The organism is Anoxybacillus ayderensis (assembly GCF_000833605.1).
Lineage (GTDB): Bacteria > Bacillota > Bacilli > Bacillales > Anoxybacillaceae > Anoxybacillus > Anoxybacillus ayderensis.
Genome location: NZ_JXTG01000001.1, coordinates 129,674 through 145,946 on the forward strand (window position 1 = coordinate 129,674; position 16,273 = coordinate 145,946).

The window sequence follows — 16,273 nt, forward strand, 5'->3', positions numbered from 1 at the left end:
GATGTGGCTTCCATTGCTCGGTTTACTGCTCGGCATACTGCTCGGATTGTTGACGGATTGGCGCATTCCGAGCGAATATTCGAGCTACTTATCTATCGCTGTGCTGGCGGCGTTCGATACGCTCATTGGCGGTATTCGTGCCCATTTACAAAATATTTACGATGAGCACGTATTTGTATCTGGATTTTTTTTTAATATTATTTTAGCAACAAGTTTAGCTTTTCTCGGTGTTCATCTTGGTGTAGACTTGTATTTAGCAGCTGTATTTGCGTTCGGTGTGCGCCTGTTTCAAAACATCGCTGTCATCCGCCGAATTTTGCTGACGAAATGGTTAGAAAACCGCCAAAAAAATCGCTTATAAAAAAGGGAATGCTGTTCGAATGTGGAATATAGTGTTGATATACATAGCAACGTTCATTTTGTAAAGGAGGTGCCACCAGAATGAACAGCAACGATTTTTATGTTAGTCTTGACATCGGTACATCTAGTGTAAAAGTGATCATTGGCGAAATGATCAATGATCAGTTAAACATTATCGGTGTCGGCAATGTGAAATCGCAAGGGCTGAAAAAAGGCTCTATTATTGATATAGATGAAACAGTACAATCAATTAAACGAGCGGTTGAACAAGCAGAACGGATGGTCGGCGTAACGATTAAAGGCGCGATTGTCGGAGTGAACGGCAATCATATTCAACTTCAGCCGTGCAACGGGATTGTTGCTGTATCAAGCGAAAATAAAGAAATTACAAATGAAGATGTGACGCGCGTCATTGAAGCGGCACAAGTCGTTTCCATTCCCCCAGAGCGCGAAATTATCGATGTCATTCCGAAACAGTTTATCGTCGATGGGCTTGACGGAATTAACGATCCGCGCGGCATGCTAGGCGTTCGCTTAGAAATGGAAGGCACGATGATTACCGCATCAAAAACGGCTTTACATAACGTGCTTCGTTGTGTAGAACGAGCGGGATTACAAGTGCTTGACGTATGTCTTCAACCGCTGGCGGCAGCGTCGATTGCGTTATCGAAAGATGAGAAAAATTTAGGTGTTGCGCTCGTTGATATCGGTGGCGGTTCGACGACAGTTGCCGTATTTGAACAAGGATTTTTACAGGCGACGACCGTGCTTCCGATCGGTGGCGAACATATTACAAAAGACTTATCGATCGGCATGCGCACGTCGACAGAAGATGCAGAACGCATTAAACTAAAACATGGACATGCGTTTTACGATCTCGCTTCTGATGAAGAAGTATTCAGCGTTCCGATTATCGGCACCGATCAACATCAACAATTTACTCAATTAGAAATTGCCGATATGATTGAGGCACGGGTAGAAGAAATTTTACAAATGGTACAAGCAGAAATTCGGAGACGCGGATTTCGCGACTTGCCTGGCGGATATGTGCTGACTGGTGGCACAGCAAATATGCCGGGCGTATTAGAACTTGCGGAAGCGATATTTAACCATACCGTTCGCGTGGCGATGCCAGATTATATTGGCGTGCGCGATCCGCAATATACAAACGGTGTCGGTTTAATTCAATTCTCTTATAAAAATGCGAAGTTGCAAGGAAGAGACGTCCCTGTTCTTTCTTCCGGAGCGGCAAACGATTTCCAAGCGGAAAAAAAGGTGCATAAAGCGCCAGCGAAACCGAAACAAAAAGAAGAACATTTAGGACAGAAAGTAAAGAAATTTTTCGGATACTTTTTTGAATGACAATTTGAATGGCTAGGAGGATTATGTCATGTTGGAGTTTGACACGACTGTTGATCAGTTAGCGACAATTAAAGTAATCGGTGTCGGCGGCGGCGGAAACAACGCTGTCAACCGCATGATTGAACATGGAGTACAAGGTGTTGAATTTATTGCGGTCAATACAGATGCCCAAGCGTTAAACTTATCCAAAGCGCCAATTAAACTGCAAATTGGAGCGAAATTGACGCGCGGATTAGGTGCGGGGGCAAATCCAGAAGTAGGAAAAAAAGCGGCGGAAGAAAGTAAAGAACAAATTGAAGAAGCGCTTAAAGGGGCCGATATGGTATTCGTTACAGCCGGCATGGGCGGAGGAACAGGAACAGGGGCGGCTCCAGTCATCGCTCAAATTGCGCGCGATTTAGGTGCGCTCACAGTCGGCGTCGTTACGCGGCCGTTTACGTTCGAAGGAAGAAAACGTGCGATGCAGGCGGCAAGCGGTATAGCAGCGATGAAAGAAGCGGTCGATACGCTCATCGTCATTCCGAACGATCGTTTATTAGAAATTGTTGATAAAAATACGCCGATGTTAGAAGCGTTCCGTGAAGCAGACAACGTGCTTCGTCAAGGCGTACAAGGCATCTCCGACTTAATTGCTGTGCCGGGATTAATTAACTTAGACTTCGCTGATGTGAAAACAATTATGTCAAATAAAGGTTCCGCTCTGATGGGAATCGGTGTCGCAACAGGGGAAAATCGCGCGGCAGAAGCTGCGAAAAAGGCGATTTCAAGCCCGCTATTAGAAACGTCGATCGACGGTGCGCAAGGGGTGTTAATGAACATTACGGGCGGCACGAATTTAAGCTTGTACGAAGTGCAAGAAGCAGCCGACATCGTCGCATCCGCTGCCGACCAAGATGTCAATATGATTTTCGGTTCTGTCATTAACGAAAACTTAAAAGACGAAATTATCGTTACTGTCATTGCGACAGGATTTAACGAAGAAGTTAACCAAGCAAAAGCAACGCGACAAGCCGTTGTCAAACCAACGGTTGGCGTCAAGCGCGAGAAAAAAGAAGAGCCAGTCGTCGACTATCCGCCAACGCGCGGTCAACAAGTAGAAGATCCGCTCGACATCCCGGCCTTTTTGCGCAACCGCAATCGTCGCCGTTAAAAAAACGCTCACGACTCGTGGGCGTTTTTTTTATTCATCATTTGACAAAATCTCTAAAGAAATGACGTCATCGTTTGACACACTTTTCTATTGGAAGTGCTATATACTAGTTTCAAGATGTTTCAAGATAAGGAGGGGATGCCGCTGATTTATGCCGATGTCGTATGGTTATTAAATTTTTGTTTCGATGCGATGTTGCTATGGCTTGCAGCGATCATGCTGAAGCGTCGCGTGCGCTTATGGCGACTTATGCTTTCTGCGTTGTTCGGTTCGCTGCTCGTCTTGCTCGTATTCACTCCTTTTGCTTATATGACATCTCATTTCGTAACGAAACTCGTCATCTCTTTTGTCATCGTTTGGATTTGTTTCGGTTTCCATCGCTTTCGTTTTTTTATCGAAAATGTGCTCGCTTTTTACTTTGCAACGTTTATGCTTGGCGGAGGGATGGTCGCCTTTCACTTTTTGCTAGAAAGTGAAATGACGCCTTATTCATCCGGATGGCTCACACATTCGACTTCTATTAGTTGGTTGTTTGTTATCATCATGTTTCCAATTTTATGGCTACTATCAAAAGTGCAAATGGGAACGATTCGGGAAAAAAAGTTGCGGTTTGAACATGTCATTCATGTGCGTGTGACATGTGTTGGACAAACGGTATCGTTAAAAGGATTAGTCGATAGCGGAAATCAATTGCGAGACCCGTTAACAAATACGCCGGTCATGATCGTTGAACTGCAACCGTTCGCACACATCTTCCCTCAAGCTGTTTTACAAATGATTCAACAACGGACGTACACAGATGACATCCCGAGCGAATGGGTGAGCCGAATACGTTTCGTCCCGTATCGTGCCGTTGGCGTCGAGCAACAGCTACTCGTAGCCATCAAGCCAGACGAAGTGCAATGGTCGGACGGAAAACAATGGACATCCGTCAAAAAAGCGCTCATTGGCTTTTCTCCGTCATCGCTGTCAGCGGACGGTGAGTACAACTGCATCGTTCATCCGCATATCGTGATGTCGCAAGCTTCGTAATTATTATGATTATACGGCCGATCGTGCTGAAATAGAAGGAGGTTTTTTATGAAGTTATTCAAATTACGTCTCACATATGTATGGTACAAACTATTAAAAAAATTAGGGCTGAAAGCGGACGAAATTTATTACATCGGTGGAAGTGAAGCGTTGCCGCCACCGCTTACAAAAGAGGAGGAAGAAATGTTGCTTCAAAAACTTCCTTCTGGAGATGAAACCGCGCGCTCGCTACTTATTGAACGAAACCTTCGTCTCGTCGTTTACATTGCACGAAAGTTTGAAAATACCGGCATTAACATTGAAGATTTAATTAGCATCGGTACGATCGGATTAATTAAAGCGGTCAATACGTTTAATCCGGAGAAAAAAATTAAACTCGCTACATATGCGTCGCGCTGTATTGAAAATGAAATTTTAATGTATTTACGGCGCAACAATAAAGTGCGCTCCGAAGTGTCATTTGACGAACCGTTAAACATTGACTGGGACGGCAACGAATTGTTGTTGTCGGACGTGTTAGGGACAGAAGATGACGTCATTACGAAAGATTTAGAAGCAAATATTGATCGTAACTTGTTATTTCGCGCACTCGATCAATTAAGTGACAGAGAAAAACAAATTATGGAACTTCGCTTCGGTTTAACTGGAGGAGAAGAAAAAACGCAAAAAGATGTCGCGGACTTATTAGGCATTTCCCAGTCATACATTTCCCGTTTAGAAAAGCGAATTATTAAACGATTGCGAAAAGAGTTTAACAAAATGATGTAATGCATATTTTTCCCTTCGAAGGAGATACTGAAAGCTGACAGCATCTCCTGCAAGGAGGGAAAGACATGGCAAGAAACAAAGTTGAAATTTGCGGCGTTGATACATCGAAACTTCCCGTGCTGAAAAATGAAGAAATGCGTGAATTATTCCGGCAAATGCAAGCCGGTGACATATCGGCACGCGAAAAATTAATTAATGGGAATTTGCGGCTCGTATTAAGCGTCATTCAGCGATTTAACAATCGTGGTGAATATGTCGACGATTTGTTTCAAGTAGGCTGTATCGGACTTATGAAATCAATTGATAACTTTGATTTAAGCCAAAACGTGAAATTTTCCACGTATGCCGTGCCGATGATTATCGGTGAAATACGCCGATATTTACGTGACAATAATCCGATTCGTGTGTCCCGCTCGCTGCGCGACATTGCGTATAAAGCGCTTCAAGTGCGCGAAAAAATCATGAGCGAAACAGCAAAAGAACCGACGGCAGAAGAAATTGCGAAAATACTAGACGTGCCTCATGAAGATGTTGTATTTGCGTTAGATGCGATTCAAGATCCTGTTTCGCTTTTTGAACCGATCTACAACGACGGCGGCGATCCGATTTATGTGATGGATCAGTTGAGCGACGAGAAAAATCGCGATACAAATTGGATTGAAGAAATTGCGTTGAAAGAAGGGCTTCGCCGTTTAAACGAGCGCGAAAAAATGATTATTCGCAAACGATTTTTTCAAGGAAAAACGCAAATGGAAGTGGCTGAAGAAATCGGCATTTCCCAAGCGCAAGTATCCCGTTTAGAAAAAGCCGCCATTAAACAAATGAATAAAAACATTCAATGGTAAACGACGCCTCCACCAAAAACGGTGGGGGCTTTTTATGTCCGTGACTACAACAACTCGCTCATGCATACATATAAGTACATAAAATGAAAAAGGAGCGGAGAAACATGGTGAAAATTTCTGAATTACAACAAAAAGATGTCGTCAATGTCGCAAACGGCAAGCGGCTTGGAAATATCGGAGACATCGATATTAACTTAACGACCGGTCAAATTGAAGCCATCATTATTATCGGGACGGGAAAAGTGCTCGGTTTATTTGGGCGGGCGGATGAAATGGTCATTCCGTGGCGCGATATTGTGAAAGTGGGCGCTGACGTCATTCTCGTTCGATTAGATAGCGATGAATAATTCACGTTTTCGGCAAGCTGTGATAAAATAGGAAAAAAAGTGATAAAATTGTACAAAGGATGTCGAATCATGAACGATATATTTCGCCAAGCGAGCGAATCGTTGCTTTTATTTGATCAATGGGAACATGTCGTCGTCGCCTTTACAACAAAACGAGGGGGAGTGAGCACCGGACCGTTTGCGACGTTAAACGTCGGCATGCACGTGCAAGATGATCCAACCGTCGTGTATCACAATCGACAAAAAGTAGCGGACGAACTGAACGTTTCGCTCGATCGCTGGGTATGTGCCGACCAAGTGCATGGCGTGCATATAGAAAAAGTGACAAAAGAGCATGCGGGAAAAGGCGTGCGCACGTACGACACCGCTTTGCCGCATACAGACGGGCTGTATACGAGCGAGCGAGACATCATGTTGGCGCTTTGTTTTGCGGATTGTGTTCCGCTTTACTTTTTTGCGCCAAGTAAAAAGCTAATTGGGGCAGCACACGCCGGCTGGAAAGGAACCGTTCACAACATCGCAGGAGAAATGGTGAAGCGATGGAACGAAGAAGGGGTAGATGCGCGCGATATTCACGTTGTCATCGGTCCGTCGATCGGCCGTTGTTGTTACGTCGTCGATGATCGCGTCATTGAATTCGTTCAAAAGGCGCTAGTCAACTCGCCTCAATCTCTTTATAATGAAACAAGTAAGGGACAATATGCGCTCGATTTAAAAGAAATGAATAAACAACTCCTGCAACAAGCAGGTGTTCCGAGCGAGCATATCGCGGTTTCATCGTATTGCACAAGCTGTGAGCAGTCATTATTTTTCTCTCACCGTCGCGACGGCGGAAAAACAGGAAGAATGATGGCGCTTATTGGCTGGAGGTGATCATATGACGGTTAAACAACGTTTACAAACGATTCAACAACATATTGCGGAAGCGTGTGAAAAAACAGGACGAAACGCATCAGACGTTCAAATTGTGGCAGTAACAAAATACGTAAGCATCGCACGGGCAAAAGAGGCGATCGAAGCGGGCATCGTTCATTTAGGGGAAAGCCGTGCCGACGGTTTTTTACACAAATACGAAGCGATCGGAAAAGAAGCAACGTGGCATTTCATCGGCACATTGCAATCGAGAAAAGTGAAACAAATCATTGATGACGTCGATTACATTCATTCGCTTGACCGTCTGTCGTTAGCGGAAGAAATCGACAAGCGAGCGAATCGGACGATCAAATGTTTCGTGCAAGTGAATGTTTCAGGCGAACAGTCAAAACACGGATTAGCGCCAGAAGACGTATTGCCGTTTATTGAAACATTATCTGCTTTTTCACGTATTCAAGTTGTCGGGTTGATGACGATGGCGCCGTATACGGATGATGAAGCGACGATTCGCCGTTGTTTTCGGACGCTACGTGAGCTAAAAGAACGCGTGCAAGAAAAACAACTACCGCACGCCCCTTGTACACAATTGTCAATGGGGATGTCGAACGATTATGTCATTGCGGTAGAAGAAGGAGCAACGTTTCTTCGACTCGGTACATGTCTTGTTGGTGAGGAGGAGGTGGAGTAAAATGGGATTTGTGAAAAAAATTCGCGACTTTTTTGATTTAGATGAAGAAAAATGGGAAGAAGATGAATATGAACAAGAAGAAGTCGCCCAGCAACCGAAAGTAGAACAAAAGCAAAACGTCGTCAGTTTACAAAGCGTGCAAAAATCGTCCAAGCTCGTTTTATTTGAACCGCGCGCTTATGCCGAAGTACAAGAAATTGCCGACCATTTAAAAAATCGGCGTGCCGTTGTTGTCAACGTTCATCGTGTCGATCGTGACCAAGCGCGGCGCATCGTTGACTTTTTAAGCGGAACGGTATATGCGATTGGCGGAGACATTCAACAAGTCGGATCTACGATTTTTTTATGCACGCCAGATAATGTCGATGTAAGCGGCTCGATTTCCGTTGTTTCTGACGATGAACCGACGATAAAGAGGTGGTAAATTTGTATACAATTGCAAACTTTTTAGCAACAGTCATTGAAGTATATTCGTATGCGATTATTATTTACATTTTAATGTCTTGGTTTCCGAATGCGCGCGAAACGAAAGTGGGACAATTTTTCGCCAATATTTGCGAGCCGTATTTAGAGCCGTTTCGCCGCTTTATTCCGCCGATTGGCATGATCGACATTTCTCCGATCGTCGCCTTGCTCGTTTTACGCTTTGCGACGGCAGGAGTTTATGGATTAGTAGATATGGTCAGTCGAGGGTTGTAATGGACATTTATCAACATTTTCGAAAGGAAGAGCATCATTTTATTGATCTCGTTTGCGAATGGAAGCGGCTCGTGACGGAACAATATGCTCCGAAACTCACAGATTTTTTAACTCCGCGTGAACAACAAATTGTCCGCTCGATTGTCGGCAATCACGATGAAGTGCACGTTGCTTTTTTTGGCGGTTCATCGTCTGTAGAGCGAAAGCGTGCACTACTATACCCGCCGTACTTGCAACCGAATGAAGATGATTTTCAATTATCGTTGTTTTCCGTTCGCTACCCGAAAAAGTTTGTGACGCTCGGGCATCGCGATGTGCTCGGTGCTCTGTTGTCGCTCGGTGTAAAGCGTGAAAAGTTTGGGGATATCGTCATCGTTGAAGGTGTCATTCAGTTTGTCATCGCCAAAGAAATTGCACCGTTTGTAAAAATGAACGTCACTTCGATCGGAAAAGCAAAAGTATCGTTAGAAGAACAACTGCTCTCTGAACTTCTTGATGTGAAAGAAGAATGGGAGGAAGAGACGTTGACCGTTTCGTCTTTGCGGCTGGACGCCATTTTAGCGCAATGTTTCCGCATATCGCGCCAAAAAGCACAAGCGCTTATTGAACAAAGCTTCGCGAAAGTCAATTGGAAAACGGTTGACCAAGCCCATATGGAATGCCGAGAAGGCGATTTATTGTCGCTGCGCGGGTACGGTCGTTGCCGACTACAAGCGATTGCTGGTCAAACAAAAAAAGAAAAATGGCGCATCGTTGTCGAAAAAGCAAAATAAAAGCAGGATTTTCGCAAAACATGTCGAATGACACATACGTACATAAGATGGAGGTGGGCCACATGCCGTTAACGCCGTTAGATATTCATAATAAAGAATTTAGCCGAGGCTTTCGCGGATATGATGAAGATGAAGTAAACGAGTTTTTAGATCAAGTCATTAAAGACTACGAAATGATTTTGCGTGAAAAAAAACAGCTTGAAGAAAAAGTGCGAGAGCTGACAGAAAGGCTCAACTATTTTACAAATATTGAAGAAACGTTAAATAAATCGATTTTAATCGCGCAAGAAACGGCGGAAGAAGTGAAGCGAAACGCCCAAAAAGAAGCGAAGCTCATCATTAAAGAAGCGGAGAAAAACGCGGATCGCATCATTAGCGAAGCGCTTGCAAAAACGCGAAAAATTGCGATGGAAGTGGAAGAATTAAAGCGTCAAGCGAAAGTGTTCCGCAATCGTTTTAAAATGTTAATTGAAGCACAGCTTGATATGCTAAACAACGGTGACTGGGATCATTTATTAGATTATAAGCTCGATGATGAAGAAATACAAGAAATAGCAGAGTCTTGACGAGCGGCGTTGTTATTGCCTATAATATCGATTACAGTTATATAAGAAAAACGATGAAGGGGACAGTAGTTCTTTCAACAGCTTATTTCAGCGAGTCGAGGGCGGTGGAAGCTCGGCATAAGCGAAGGAATGAAAATCACCCCGGAGTTCCGTGCCGAATGAGTAGTAGGACGCGGCGCGTCATTCCCGTTACGAATGTCGAGTGGACTATGGAAACATAGTCAATAAGGGTGGTACCGCGAGACCTTCTCGTCCCTTTTGGGCATGAGAAGGTTTTTTTATTTACATAAAAGGAGGTTTTCACATCATGGATTACAAAGATACGTTACTGATGCCAAAGACTGATTTCCCGATGCGTGGCAATCTTCCGCAACGCGAACCGCAAATACAAGCAAAATGGGAAGAGATGGACATTTACCGTAAAGTGCAAGAGCGCACGAAAGATCGTCCGTTGTTTGTGCTACATGACGGACCGCCGTATGCAAACGGTGACATTCATATGGGTCATGCGCTCAATAAAATTTTAAAAGATTTCATCGTTCGCTATAAATCGATGAGCGGCTATTGTGCACCGTACGTGCCGGGGTGGGATACGCACGGGCTGCCAATCGAAACGGCGCTTACGAAAAATAAAGGCGTCAATCGAAAAGAAATGAGCGTTGCTGAATTTCGGAAATTATGTGAGCAATATGCATATGAGCAAATTGACCGTCAGCGCGAGCAATTTAAACGACTTGGCGTGCGCGGCGACTGGGACAATCCTTACATTACGTTAACGCCAGAATACGAGGCACAACAAATTAAAGTGTTTGGCGAAATGGCGAAAAAAGGGTTAATTTACAAAGGGTTAAAACCGGTATATTGGTCTCCATCAAGCGAATCAGCGCTTGCGGAAGCAGAAATTGAGTATAAAGATAAACGGTCGCCGTCTATTTACGTCGCTTTTCCTGTGAAAGACGGAAAAGGTGTGCTTGATGGCGATGAACATATCGTCATTTGGACGACGACGCCATGGACGATTCCAGCGAACTTAGGCATCGCTGTTCATCCAGAGCTGCAATATAGCGTCGTTGAAGCAGACGGTCGTAAATATGTCGTTGCATCCGAGTTGCTTTCATCCGTACAAAAAGAAATTGGTTGGGAACATGTGACAGTATTAAAAACAGTCAAAGGAAGCGAGCTTGAATACGTCGTGGCGAAACATCCGTTTTACGACCGCGATTCGCTCGTCATTTGTGGCGAACACGTCACAACGGACGCTGGAACAGGTTGCGTTCATACGGCTCCAGGACACGGGGAAGACGACTTTATCGTCGGCCAAAAATACGGCTTAGGTGTGCTTTGTCCAGTTGACGAGCGCGGCTATATGACAGAAGAAGCGCCAGGATTTGCCGGCATGTTTTACGATGAGGCGAACAAAGCGATTACGGAAAAACTACAAGAAGTAGGCGCCTTGTTAAAACTATCGTTTATTACACACTCGTATCCGCACGATTGGCGGACGAAGCAACCGACCATTTTCCGTGCGACGGCGCAATGGTTTGCATCCATCGATAAAATTCGCGAGCAACTGTTGCAAGCGGTTGAAGAAACGAAATGGGTGCCAGCATGGGGTGAAATTCGCATCCACAACATGATTCGCGATCGCGGTGACTGGTGCATTTCGCGCCAACGCGCATGGGGTGTACCGATCCCTGTCTTTTATGCGGAAAATGGCGAGCCAATTATTACAGACGAAACGATTGAACATGTATCGAACTTATTCCGCCAATACGGTTCTAACGTTTGGTTTGAACGTGAAGCAAAAGACTTACTTCCAGAAGGGTTTACGCATCCAGGTAGCCCGAACGGACGCTTTACGAAAGAAACGGACATTATGGACGTATGGTTTGACTCCGGTTCTTCTCATCAAGCGGTGTTGGAAGAACGCGCGGATTTACAACGCCCAGCTGATCTTTATTTAGAAGGTTCCGACCAATATCGCGGTTGGTTTAACTCATCGCTTTCCACAGCGGTGGCGGTGACAGGAAAAGCGCCGTATAAAGGCGTTTTAAGTCACGGATTCGTATTAGATGGCGAAGGACGGAAAATGAGCAAATCGCTCGGCAACGTCGTCGTGCCGGCAAAAGTGATGGAGCAGCTCGGTGCGGACATTTTGCGCCTTTGGGTTGCTTCTGTCGATTATCAAGCAGACGTGCGTATTTCTGATAACATTTTAAAACAAGTTGCCGAAGTGTATCGAAAAATTCGCAATACGTTCCGCTTTATGCTCGGTAACTTATTCGATTTCAACCCGGCAGAGCGCGTGGCGATAAATGAATTGCGCGAAGTCGATCGCTATATGCTCATTAAACTGAATCGTTTAATTGAAAAAGTAAAACAAGCGTATGAAACGTATGAGTTTGCGACCATTTACCATGAAGTGAACAACTTCTGTACCGTTGATTTAAGCGCGTTTTACTTCGATTTCTCGAAAGACGTGTTGTACATTGAAGCGGCAAATAGCCATGAACGTCGCTCGATTCAAACGGTGCTATACGAAACGCTTGTGGCGTTAACGAAACTTGTTGCGCCAATTTTACCGCATACGGCAGATGAAGTATGGTCATACATTCCGCACGTGAAAGAAGAAAGTGTGCAGCTTGTCGATATGCCAGAAGCGGTGCATATGGATGATGAAGATCGCATCGTTAAAAAATGGGATGCGTTTATGGAGTTGCGCGACGAAGTGTTAAAAGCGTTAGAAGTGGCGCGCAATGAAAAACTCATCGGTAAGTCGCTCACTGCGCACGTCATTTTATATCCAACAGACGAAACGAAAGCGCTCATCGATTCGATTGAAGAAGATATGAAACAGCTATTAATCGTCTCCGCGTTTTCGATCGGTGGAACGTTTGCGGATGCCCCGAGCGAGGCGCAAACATTTACAAAAACAGCAATCGTCGTCAAACAAGCAGAAGGAAAAACGTGCGCGCGCTGCTGGGTCGTGACACCGACGGTCGGCGAAGATGCCAACCACCCAGAGCTATGTCCACGTTGTGCGGCAATTGTCAAGCAATAACCGACATCCCCCCTCTCTTTTAAGGGGGGATTGTTTATGATAAAATGAAAAAGAATTTCGCTTTGGAGGGGTATGATGTTATATTATTTGCTTGCTTTTGTCGTCATTGTCATCGATCAATGGACGAAATGGCTCGTCGTTCGCTATATGGAATTAGGGGAAAGCATTCCGGTCATCGAAAACGTGTTATATATGACGTCTCATCGTAATCGCGGGGCGGCATGGGGCATGTTGCAAGGACAATTTTGGTTATTTTACTTGATTACGATTGTCGTCGTCATAGGGATTATCGTATATATTCAGCGCTTGAAGCCAACAGAGCGGCTATTTGGCGTTGCTCTTGGGCTTATGCTTGGCGGAGCGATCGGCAACTTTATTGATCGCGTGTTTCGAAAAGAAGTCGTCGATTTTGTACATACGTATATTTTCGATTACAGCTTTCCGATTTTTAACGTCGCCGATGCCGCATTAACGGTTGGCGTGGCGCTTTTGTTTATCCAAACATGGATGGAAGAAAAAAAACGAAAGGGAATGAGCGATGGAGCAAATTCAACTAACGATTGAAGAACAACATGACGGGGAACGCATTGATAAAATTATCGCTGGCTTAAATGAACAATGGTCGCGTTCCCAAGTGCAACAATGGCTAAAAGAAGGACACGTGCTCGTCAACGGAAAAGCAGTAAAACCGAACTACAAATGCCATGTCGATGATGAAGTCGTCATTTCCATTCCAAATCCCGAGCCGTTAGATGTCGAGCCTGAGCCGATTCCGCTCGACATTTATTACGAAGATGCTGATGTATTAGTCGTCAATAAGCCGCGCGGCATGGTCGTTCATCCAGCGCCCGGTCATATGCGCGGAACGCTCGTCAATGCGTTGCTTGCTCATTGTCAAGATCTTTCAGGGATTAACGGCGTATTGCGCCCGGGCATCGTTCATCGCATCGATAAAGATACGTCGGGCTTATTAATGGTTGCAAAAAACGATCTCGCCCATGAGTCGCTCGTCAATCAGCTTGTCAATAAAACGGTGACGCGGAAATATCATGCGATCGTTCATGGCGTCATCCCTCACGATTACGGAACGATCGATGCGCCCATTGGACGCGACTCGCGCGACCGACAAAGCATGGCGGTCGTTGAAAACGGGAAAGAAGCGGTGACGCATTTTCGCGTCCTTGAACGATTTGAACATTATACGTACGTCGAATGTCAACTCGAAACAGGGCGAACGCATCAAATTCGCGTTCATATGAAATATATCGGCTACCCGCTTGCTGGAGATCCGAAATACGGTCCGCGCAAAACGTTGCCGATTGACGGACAAGCGCTTCATGCTGGCGTATTAGGGTTCCATCACCCGCGCACAGGCGAATATTTGCAGTTTGAAGCGCCGCTTCCTCATGAATTTGAGCGCTTGCTCGATATGTTGCGAAATAATCGTTGACAAAACAAAAAAAGAAACGTACAATGAGTTCAAGTGAACAAGACCTTTAAATTCAGTCCCGTGAGGCTGAGAAGGTGTCGGATTTAGGTGACGTATGCCTACATGTACCCTCTCGCCAAGCGGTGAGAGGGTTTTTGTGATCAAGAAAGTATAAAATTTTCAGTTTGCAGAGCTGTCTAGCTCCAAGCGCCATCGGCTCGAGTTGCTCCGCCCCACACTGTGGCGGCGACAGCCTCCTCGGTGGGGCTTGTGCACTCTTCGCCGATAGGCGGGCGCTTTGTGCTTTTCTGATATGGAGGTGAGACGATGCAAAAGGCAGTTGTCCTTGATGAACAAGCCATTCGGCGCGCGTTAACGCGCATTGCTCACGAAATTATTGAGCGCAATAAAGGCATTGATGGCTGCGTGCTCGTCGGCATTAAAACGCGCGGCATTTACTTAGCGAAACGATTAGCCGAACGCATTGAACAAATTGAAGGAACATCGATTCCGGTCGGTGAGTTAGATATTACATTATACCGGGACGATTTAACGGTCAAAACAGAAGACCGTGAACCGCTTGTGAAAGGAACGGACGTCCCGTTTTCCGTTACAAATCAAAAAGTCATTTTAGTCGATGATGTGTTATTTACAGGACGAACGGTGCGCGCAGCGATGGATGCCGTCATGGATCTCGGTCGCCCAGCGCAAATTCAACTAGCCGTTCTCGTTGACCGCGGTCATCGCGAACTACCGATTCGCGCCGATTTCGTCGGCAAAAACATTCCGACATCGAGCGCGGAAATGATCGTCGTCGAATTAAAAGAAGTCGATGACATCGATCAAGTGAGCATACATGAATAAAGCACCCTTTTTAAAGGCAGTCCAGCGAGGCTGACAAAGGGGATTCGTTTCCTATACCCTCTTTGTGCCTTCGTACGGACAAAGAGGGTTTTTTATTAAAATAGAAAGGGAGAGAGAAAATGAACAAACCGGTTTTAGATGTAAAAGATGTCCCTTCTTTTGGGCAGCTTATGACGCTTAGTTTACAACATTTATTTGCGATGTTTGGCGCCACGATTTTAGTGCCATACTTAGTCGGATTAAGTCCAGCGATGGCGCTTATTTCAAGCGGACTTGGCACAATCGCCTTTTTAATCGTTACAAAATGGCAAGTGCCTGCTTACCTCGGTTCATCGTTTGCGTTCATTACGCCAATTATTGCGGCGAAAGCAACAGGCGGATCGGGAGCAGCGATGATCGGAAGCTTTTTAGCAGGGCTTGTATACGGCATCGTCGCTTTAGCGATTAAAAAAGCAGGTTATCGTTGGATTATGAATTTACTTCCGCCGATCGTCGTCGGCCCGGTCATTATCGTCATCGGATTAGGATTAGCAAGCGTCGCTGTCAGCATGGCGATGAACGGTCCAGATGGAAAATATAGTTTGACGCACTTTTCTGTTGCAGTTGTCACGCTTGCCGCAACAATTATGTTTTCGATTTTATCAAGAGGAATGTTTAGCCTCGTCCCTGTACTCATGGGAATTATCGTCGGTTACGTGTACGCGTTAGCCATTGGCGTCGTTGATTTATCCGGGGTTGCGAAAGCAAAATGGATTGAAATGCCAGATTTCTTATTGCCGTTCGTTCATTACGATGTGCGCGTGACGCTCGATATTGTGCTTTTGATGGTCCCTGTCGCCATCGTCACGTTATCTGAACATATCGGTCATCAGCTTGTGTTAAGTAAAGTGGTCGGCCGCGACTACATTAAAGAGCCGGGGTTACACCGCTCGATTCTCGGTGACGGATTAGCGACGATGATTTCAGCTCTCATCGGCGGTCCACCGAAGACGACATACGGAGAAAACATCGGTGTATTAGCGATTACGCGCGTATATAGCGTATATGTGTTAGCTGGCGCAGCTGTGCTCGCCATCGCCTTCGGATTTTTAGGAAAAGTGACGGCGCTCATTAGTTCGATTCCGACACCAGTCATGGGTGGCGTGTCGATCTTATTGTTCGGCATTATCGCCTCTTCTGGTTTACGCATGCTTGTCGACAGCAACATCGACTTTGGCGACAAGCGAAACTTAGTGATCTCATCAGTCATTCTCGTCATTGGAATTGGCGATGCGGTCGTGAAAGTATCGGAACAATTTGAAGTGCACGGCATGGCGCTTGCCGCGATAACAGGCATCGTCTTAAACCTCATCTTGCCAGGCCGTCCGAAAGTTAGCGATAGCGTATTTGAACAAACACACGATGTTGCATAACACACCTTTTAAAAGAAGTCCAGCGAGGCTTACAAAGGTGTGAG

18 protein-coding genes and 1 other annotated feature are annotated in these 16,273 nt (G+C 45.4%); all 18 genes read left to right on the forward strand.

What is annotated here, in order from left to right; all coding sequences use genetic code 11:
* Position 1: 1 nt before the first annotated feature.
* The gene (locus JV16_RS00685; protein ID WP_021094878.1) at positions 2 to 361 is read left to right on the forward strand and encodes a small basic family protein; all 360 of its coding nucleotides are present in this window, start codon (positions 2 to 4) and stop codon (positions 359 to 361) included.
* A gap of 80 nt (positions 362 to 441) precedes the next feature.
* Positions 442 to 1,722, forward strand: a complete 1,281-nt coding sequence (ftsA, locus tag JV16_RS00690; protein WP_021094879.1) for a cell division protein FtsA — start codon at positions 442 to 444, stop codon at positions 1,720 to 1,722.
* A 28-nt stretch (positions 1,723 to 1,750) separates the two neighbouring features.
* Complete coding sequence (gene ftsZ / locus JV16_RS00695; protein ID WP_021094880.1) at positions 1,751 to 2,872, forward strand: cell division protein FtsZ; 1,122 nt, start codon at positions 1,751 to 1,753, stop codon at positions 2,870 to 2,872.
* A gap of 138 nt (positions 2,873 to 3,010) precedes the next feature.
* The gene (gene spoIIGA / locus JV16_RS00700; protein ID WP_042533805.1) at positions 3,011 to 3,904 is read left to right on the forward strand and encodes a sigma-E processing peptidase SpoIIGA; all 894 of its coding nucleotides are present in this window, start codon (positions 3,011 to 3,013) and stop codon (positions 3,902 to 3,904) included.
* 48 nt (positions 3,905 to 3,952) lie between these two features.
* A complete protein-coding gene (gene sigE / locus JV16_RS00705) occupies positions 3,953 to 4,672 on the forward strand; it encodes an RNA polymerase sporulation sigma factor SigE (RefSeq protein ID WP_009373545.1) in 720 nt (239 codons plus the stop codon).
* A 65-nt stretch (positions 4,673 to 4,737) separates the two neighbouring features.
* Positions 4,738 to 5,517 carry an RNA polymerase sporulation sigma factor SigG gene (gene sigG, locus JV16_RS00710; RefSeq protein ID WP_021094882.1) on the forward strand — a complete coding sequence of 260 codons (780 nt, stop codon included), beginning with the start codon at positions 4,738 to 4,740 and terminating at the stop codon, positions 5,515 to 5,517.
* A 104-nt stretch (positions 5,518 to 5,621) separates the two neighbouring features.
* Positions 5,622 to 5,864, forward strand: coding sequence for a YlmC/YmxH family sporulation protein (locus tag JV16_RS00715; RefSeq protein ID WP_021094883.1), 243 nt, complete (start codon positions 5,622 to 5,624; stop codon positions 5,862 to 5,864).
* 69 nt (positions 5,865 to 5,933) lie between these two features.
* Positions 5,934 to 6,737, forward strand: a complete 804-nt coding sequence (gene pgeF, locus JV16_RS00720) for a peptidoglycan editing factor PgeF (protein WP_021094884.1) — start codon at positions 5,934 to 5,936, stop codon at positions 6,735 to 6,737.
* Positions 6,738 to 6,741: 4 nt separating this feature from the next.
* Positions 6,742 to 7,425, forward strand: a complete 684-nt coding sequence (locus JV16_RS00725; protein WP_021094885.1) for a YggS family pyridoxal phosphate-dependent enzyme — start codon at positions 6,742 to 6,744, stop codon at positions 7,423 to 7,425.
* A 1-nt stretch (position 7,426) separates the two neighbouring features.
* A complete protein-coding gene (locus JV16_RS00730; RefSeq protein WP_021094886.1) occupies positions 7,427 to 7,849 on the forward strand; it encodes a cell division protein SepF in 423 nt (140 codons plus the stop codon).
* Positions 7,850 to 7,851: 2 nt separating this feature from the next.
* On the forward strand, positions 7,852 to 8,124 hold the full coding sequence (locus tag JV16_RS00735; protein ID WP_026011805.1) for a YggT family protein: 273 nt from the start codon (positions 7,852 to 7,854) through the stop codon (positions 8,122 to 8,124).
* The gene (locus tag JV16_RS00740; RefSeq protein ID WP_042533807.1) at positions 8,124 to 8,897 is read left to right on the forward strand and encodes a YlmH family RNA-binding protein; all 774 of its coding nucleotides are present in this window, start codon (positions 8,124 to 8,126) and stop codon (positions 8,895 to 8,897) included. Before JV16_RS00735 ends, JV16_RS00740 begins: the two co-directional genes overlap by 1 nt.
* Before the next feature lie 62 nt (positions 8,898 to 8,959).
* Positions 8,960 to 9,463 (forward strand): DivIVA domain-containing protein, encoded by a 504-nt coding sequence (locus JV16_RS00745; RefSeq protein WP_009373553.1) that lies wholly within the window; start codon positions 8,960 to 8,962, stop codon positions 9,461 to 9,463.
* 44 nt (positions 9,464 to 9,507) lie between these two features.
* Positions 9,508 to 9,723, forward strand: a binding site (T-box leader).
* Between the two features lie 47 nt (positions 9,724 to 9,770).
* A complete protein-coding gene (gene ileS, locus JV16_RS00750) occupies positions 9,771 to 12,524 on the forward strand; it encodes an isoleucine--tRNA ligase (protein ID WP_021094889.1) in 2,754 nt (917 codons plus the stop codon).
* A gap of 72 nt (positions 12,525 to 12,596) precedes the next feature.
* Positions 12,597 to 13,088: a signal peptidase II gene (gene lspA, locus JV16_RS00755; protein ID WP_075039019.1), complete on the forward strand. Its 492-nt coding sequence runs from the start codon at positions 12,597 to 12,599 to the stop codon at positions 13,086 to 13,088.
* Complete coding sequence (locus JV16_RS00760; protein ID WP_021094891.1) at positions 13,063 to 13,974, forward strand: RluA family pseudouridine synthase; 912 nt, start codon at positions 13,063 to 13,065, stop codon at positions 13,972 to 13,974. The genes lspA and JV16_RS00760 overlap by 26 nt, the downstream gene beginning before the upstream one ends.
* A gap of 306 nt (positions 13,975 to 14,280) precedes the next feature.
* Positions 14,281 to 14,817 (forward strand): bifunctional pyr operon transcriptional regulator/uracil phosphoribosyltransferase PyrR, encoded by a 537-nt coding sequence (gene pyrR / locus JV16_RS00765; protein ID WP_021094892.1) that lies wholly within the window; start codon positions 14,281 to 14,283, stop codon positions 14,815 to 14,817.
* Positions 14,818 to 14,936: 119 nt separating this feature from the next.
* Positions 14,937 to 16,229 (forward strand): solute carrier family 23 protein, encoded by a 1,293-nt coding sequence (locus tag JV16_RS00770; protein WP_042533811.1) that lies wholly within the window; start codon positions 14,937 to 14,939, stop codon positions 16,227 to 16,229.
* Positions 16,230 to 16,273 lie beyond the last annotated feature (44 nt).

Bases quoted from the DNA above. Each gene is read 5' to 3' on its own strand.
- ileS (WP_021094889.1), top strand. From the start codon at position 9,771: ATGGATTACAAAGATACGTTACTGATGCCAAAGACTGATTTCCCGATG.
- JV16_RS00745 (WP_009373553.1), top strand. From the start codon at position 8,960: ATGCCGTTAACGCCGTTAGATATTCATAATAAAGAATTTAGCCGAGGC.
- JV16_RS00715 (WP_021094883.1), top strand. From the start codon at position 5,622: ATGGTGAAAATTTCTGAATTACAACAAAAAGATGTCGTCAATGTCGCA.
- lspA (WP_075039019.1), top strand. From the start codon at position 12,597: ATGATGTTATATTATTTGCTTGCTTTTGTCGTCATTGTCATCGATCAA.
- JV16_RS00760 (WP_021094891.1), top strand. From the start codon at position 13,063: ATGGAGCAAATTCAACTAACGATTGAAGAACAACATGACGGGGAACGC.
- ftsZ (WP_021094880.1), top strand. From the start codon at position 1,751: ATGTTGGAGTTTGACACGACTGTTGATCAGTTAGCGACAATTAAAGTA.
- sigG (WP_021094882.1), top strand. From the start codon at position 4,738: ATGGCAAGAAACAAAGTTGAAATTTGCGGCGTTGATACATCGAAACTT.
- spoIIGA (WP_042533805.1), top strand. From the start codon at position 3,011: ATGCCGCTGATTTATGCCGATGTCGTATGGTTATTAAATTTTTGTTTC.
- ftsA (WP_021094879.1), top strand. From the start codon at position 442: ATGAACAGCAACGATTTTTATGTTAGTCTTGACATCGGTACATCTAGT.
- JV16_RS00685 (WP_021094878.1), top strand. From the start codon at position 2: ATGTGGCTTCCATTGCTCGGTTTACTGCTCGGCATACTGCTCGGATTG.
- JV16_RS00770 (WP_042533811.1), top strand. From the start codon at position 14,937: ATGAACAAACCGGTTTTAGATGTAAAAGATGTCCCTTCTTTTGGGCAG.
- pyrR (WP_021094892.1), top strand. From the start codon at position 14,281: ATGCAAAAGGCAGTTGTCCTTGATGAACAAGCCATTCGGCGCGCGTTA.
- sigE (WP_009373545.1), top strand. From the start codon at position 3,953: ATGAAGTTATTCAAATTACGTCTCACATATGTATGGTACAAACTATTA.
- pgeF (WP_021094884.1), top strand. From the start codon at position 5,934: ATGAACGATATATTTCGCCAAGCGAGCGAATCGTTGCTTTTATTTGAT.
- JV16_RS00740 (WP_042533807.1), top strand. From the start codon at position 8,124: ATGGACATTTATCAACATTTTCGAAAGGAAGAGCATCATTTTATTGAT.
- JV16_RS00730 (WP_021094886.1), top strand. From the start codon at position 7,427: ATGGGATTTGTGAAAAAAATTCGCGACTTTTTTGATTTAGATGAAGAA.
- JV16_RS00725 (WP_021094885.1), top strand. From the start codon at position 6,742: ATGACGGTTAAACAACGTTTACAAACGATTCAACAACATATTGCGGAA.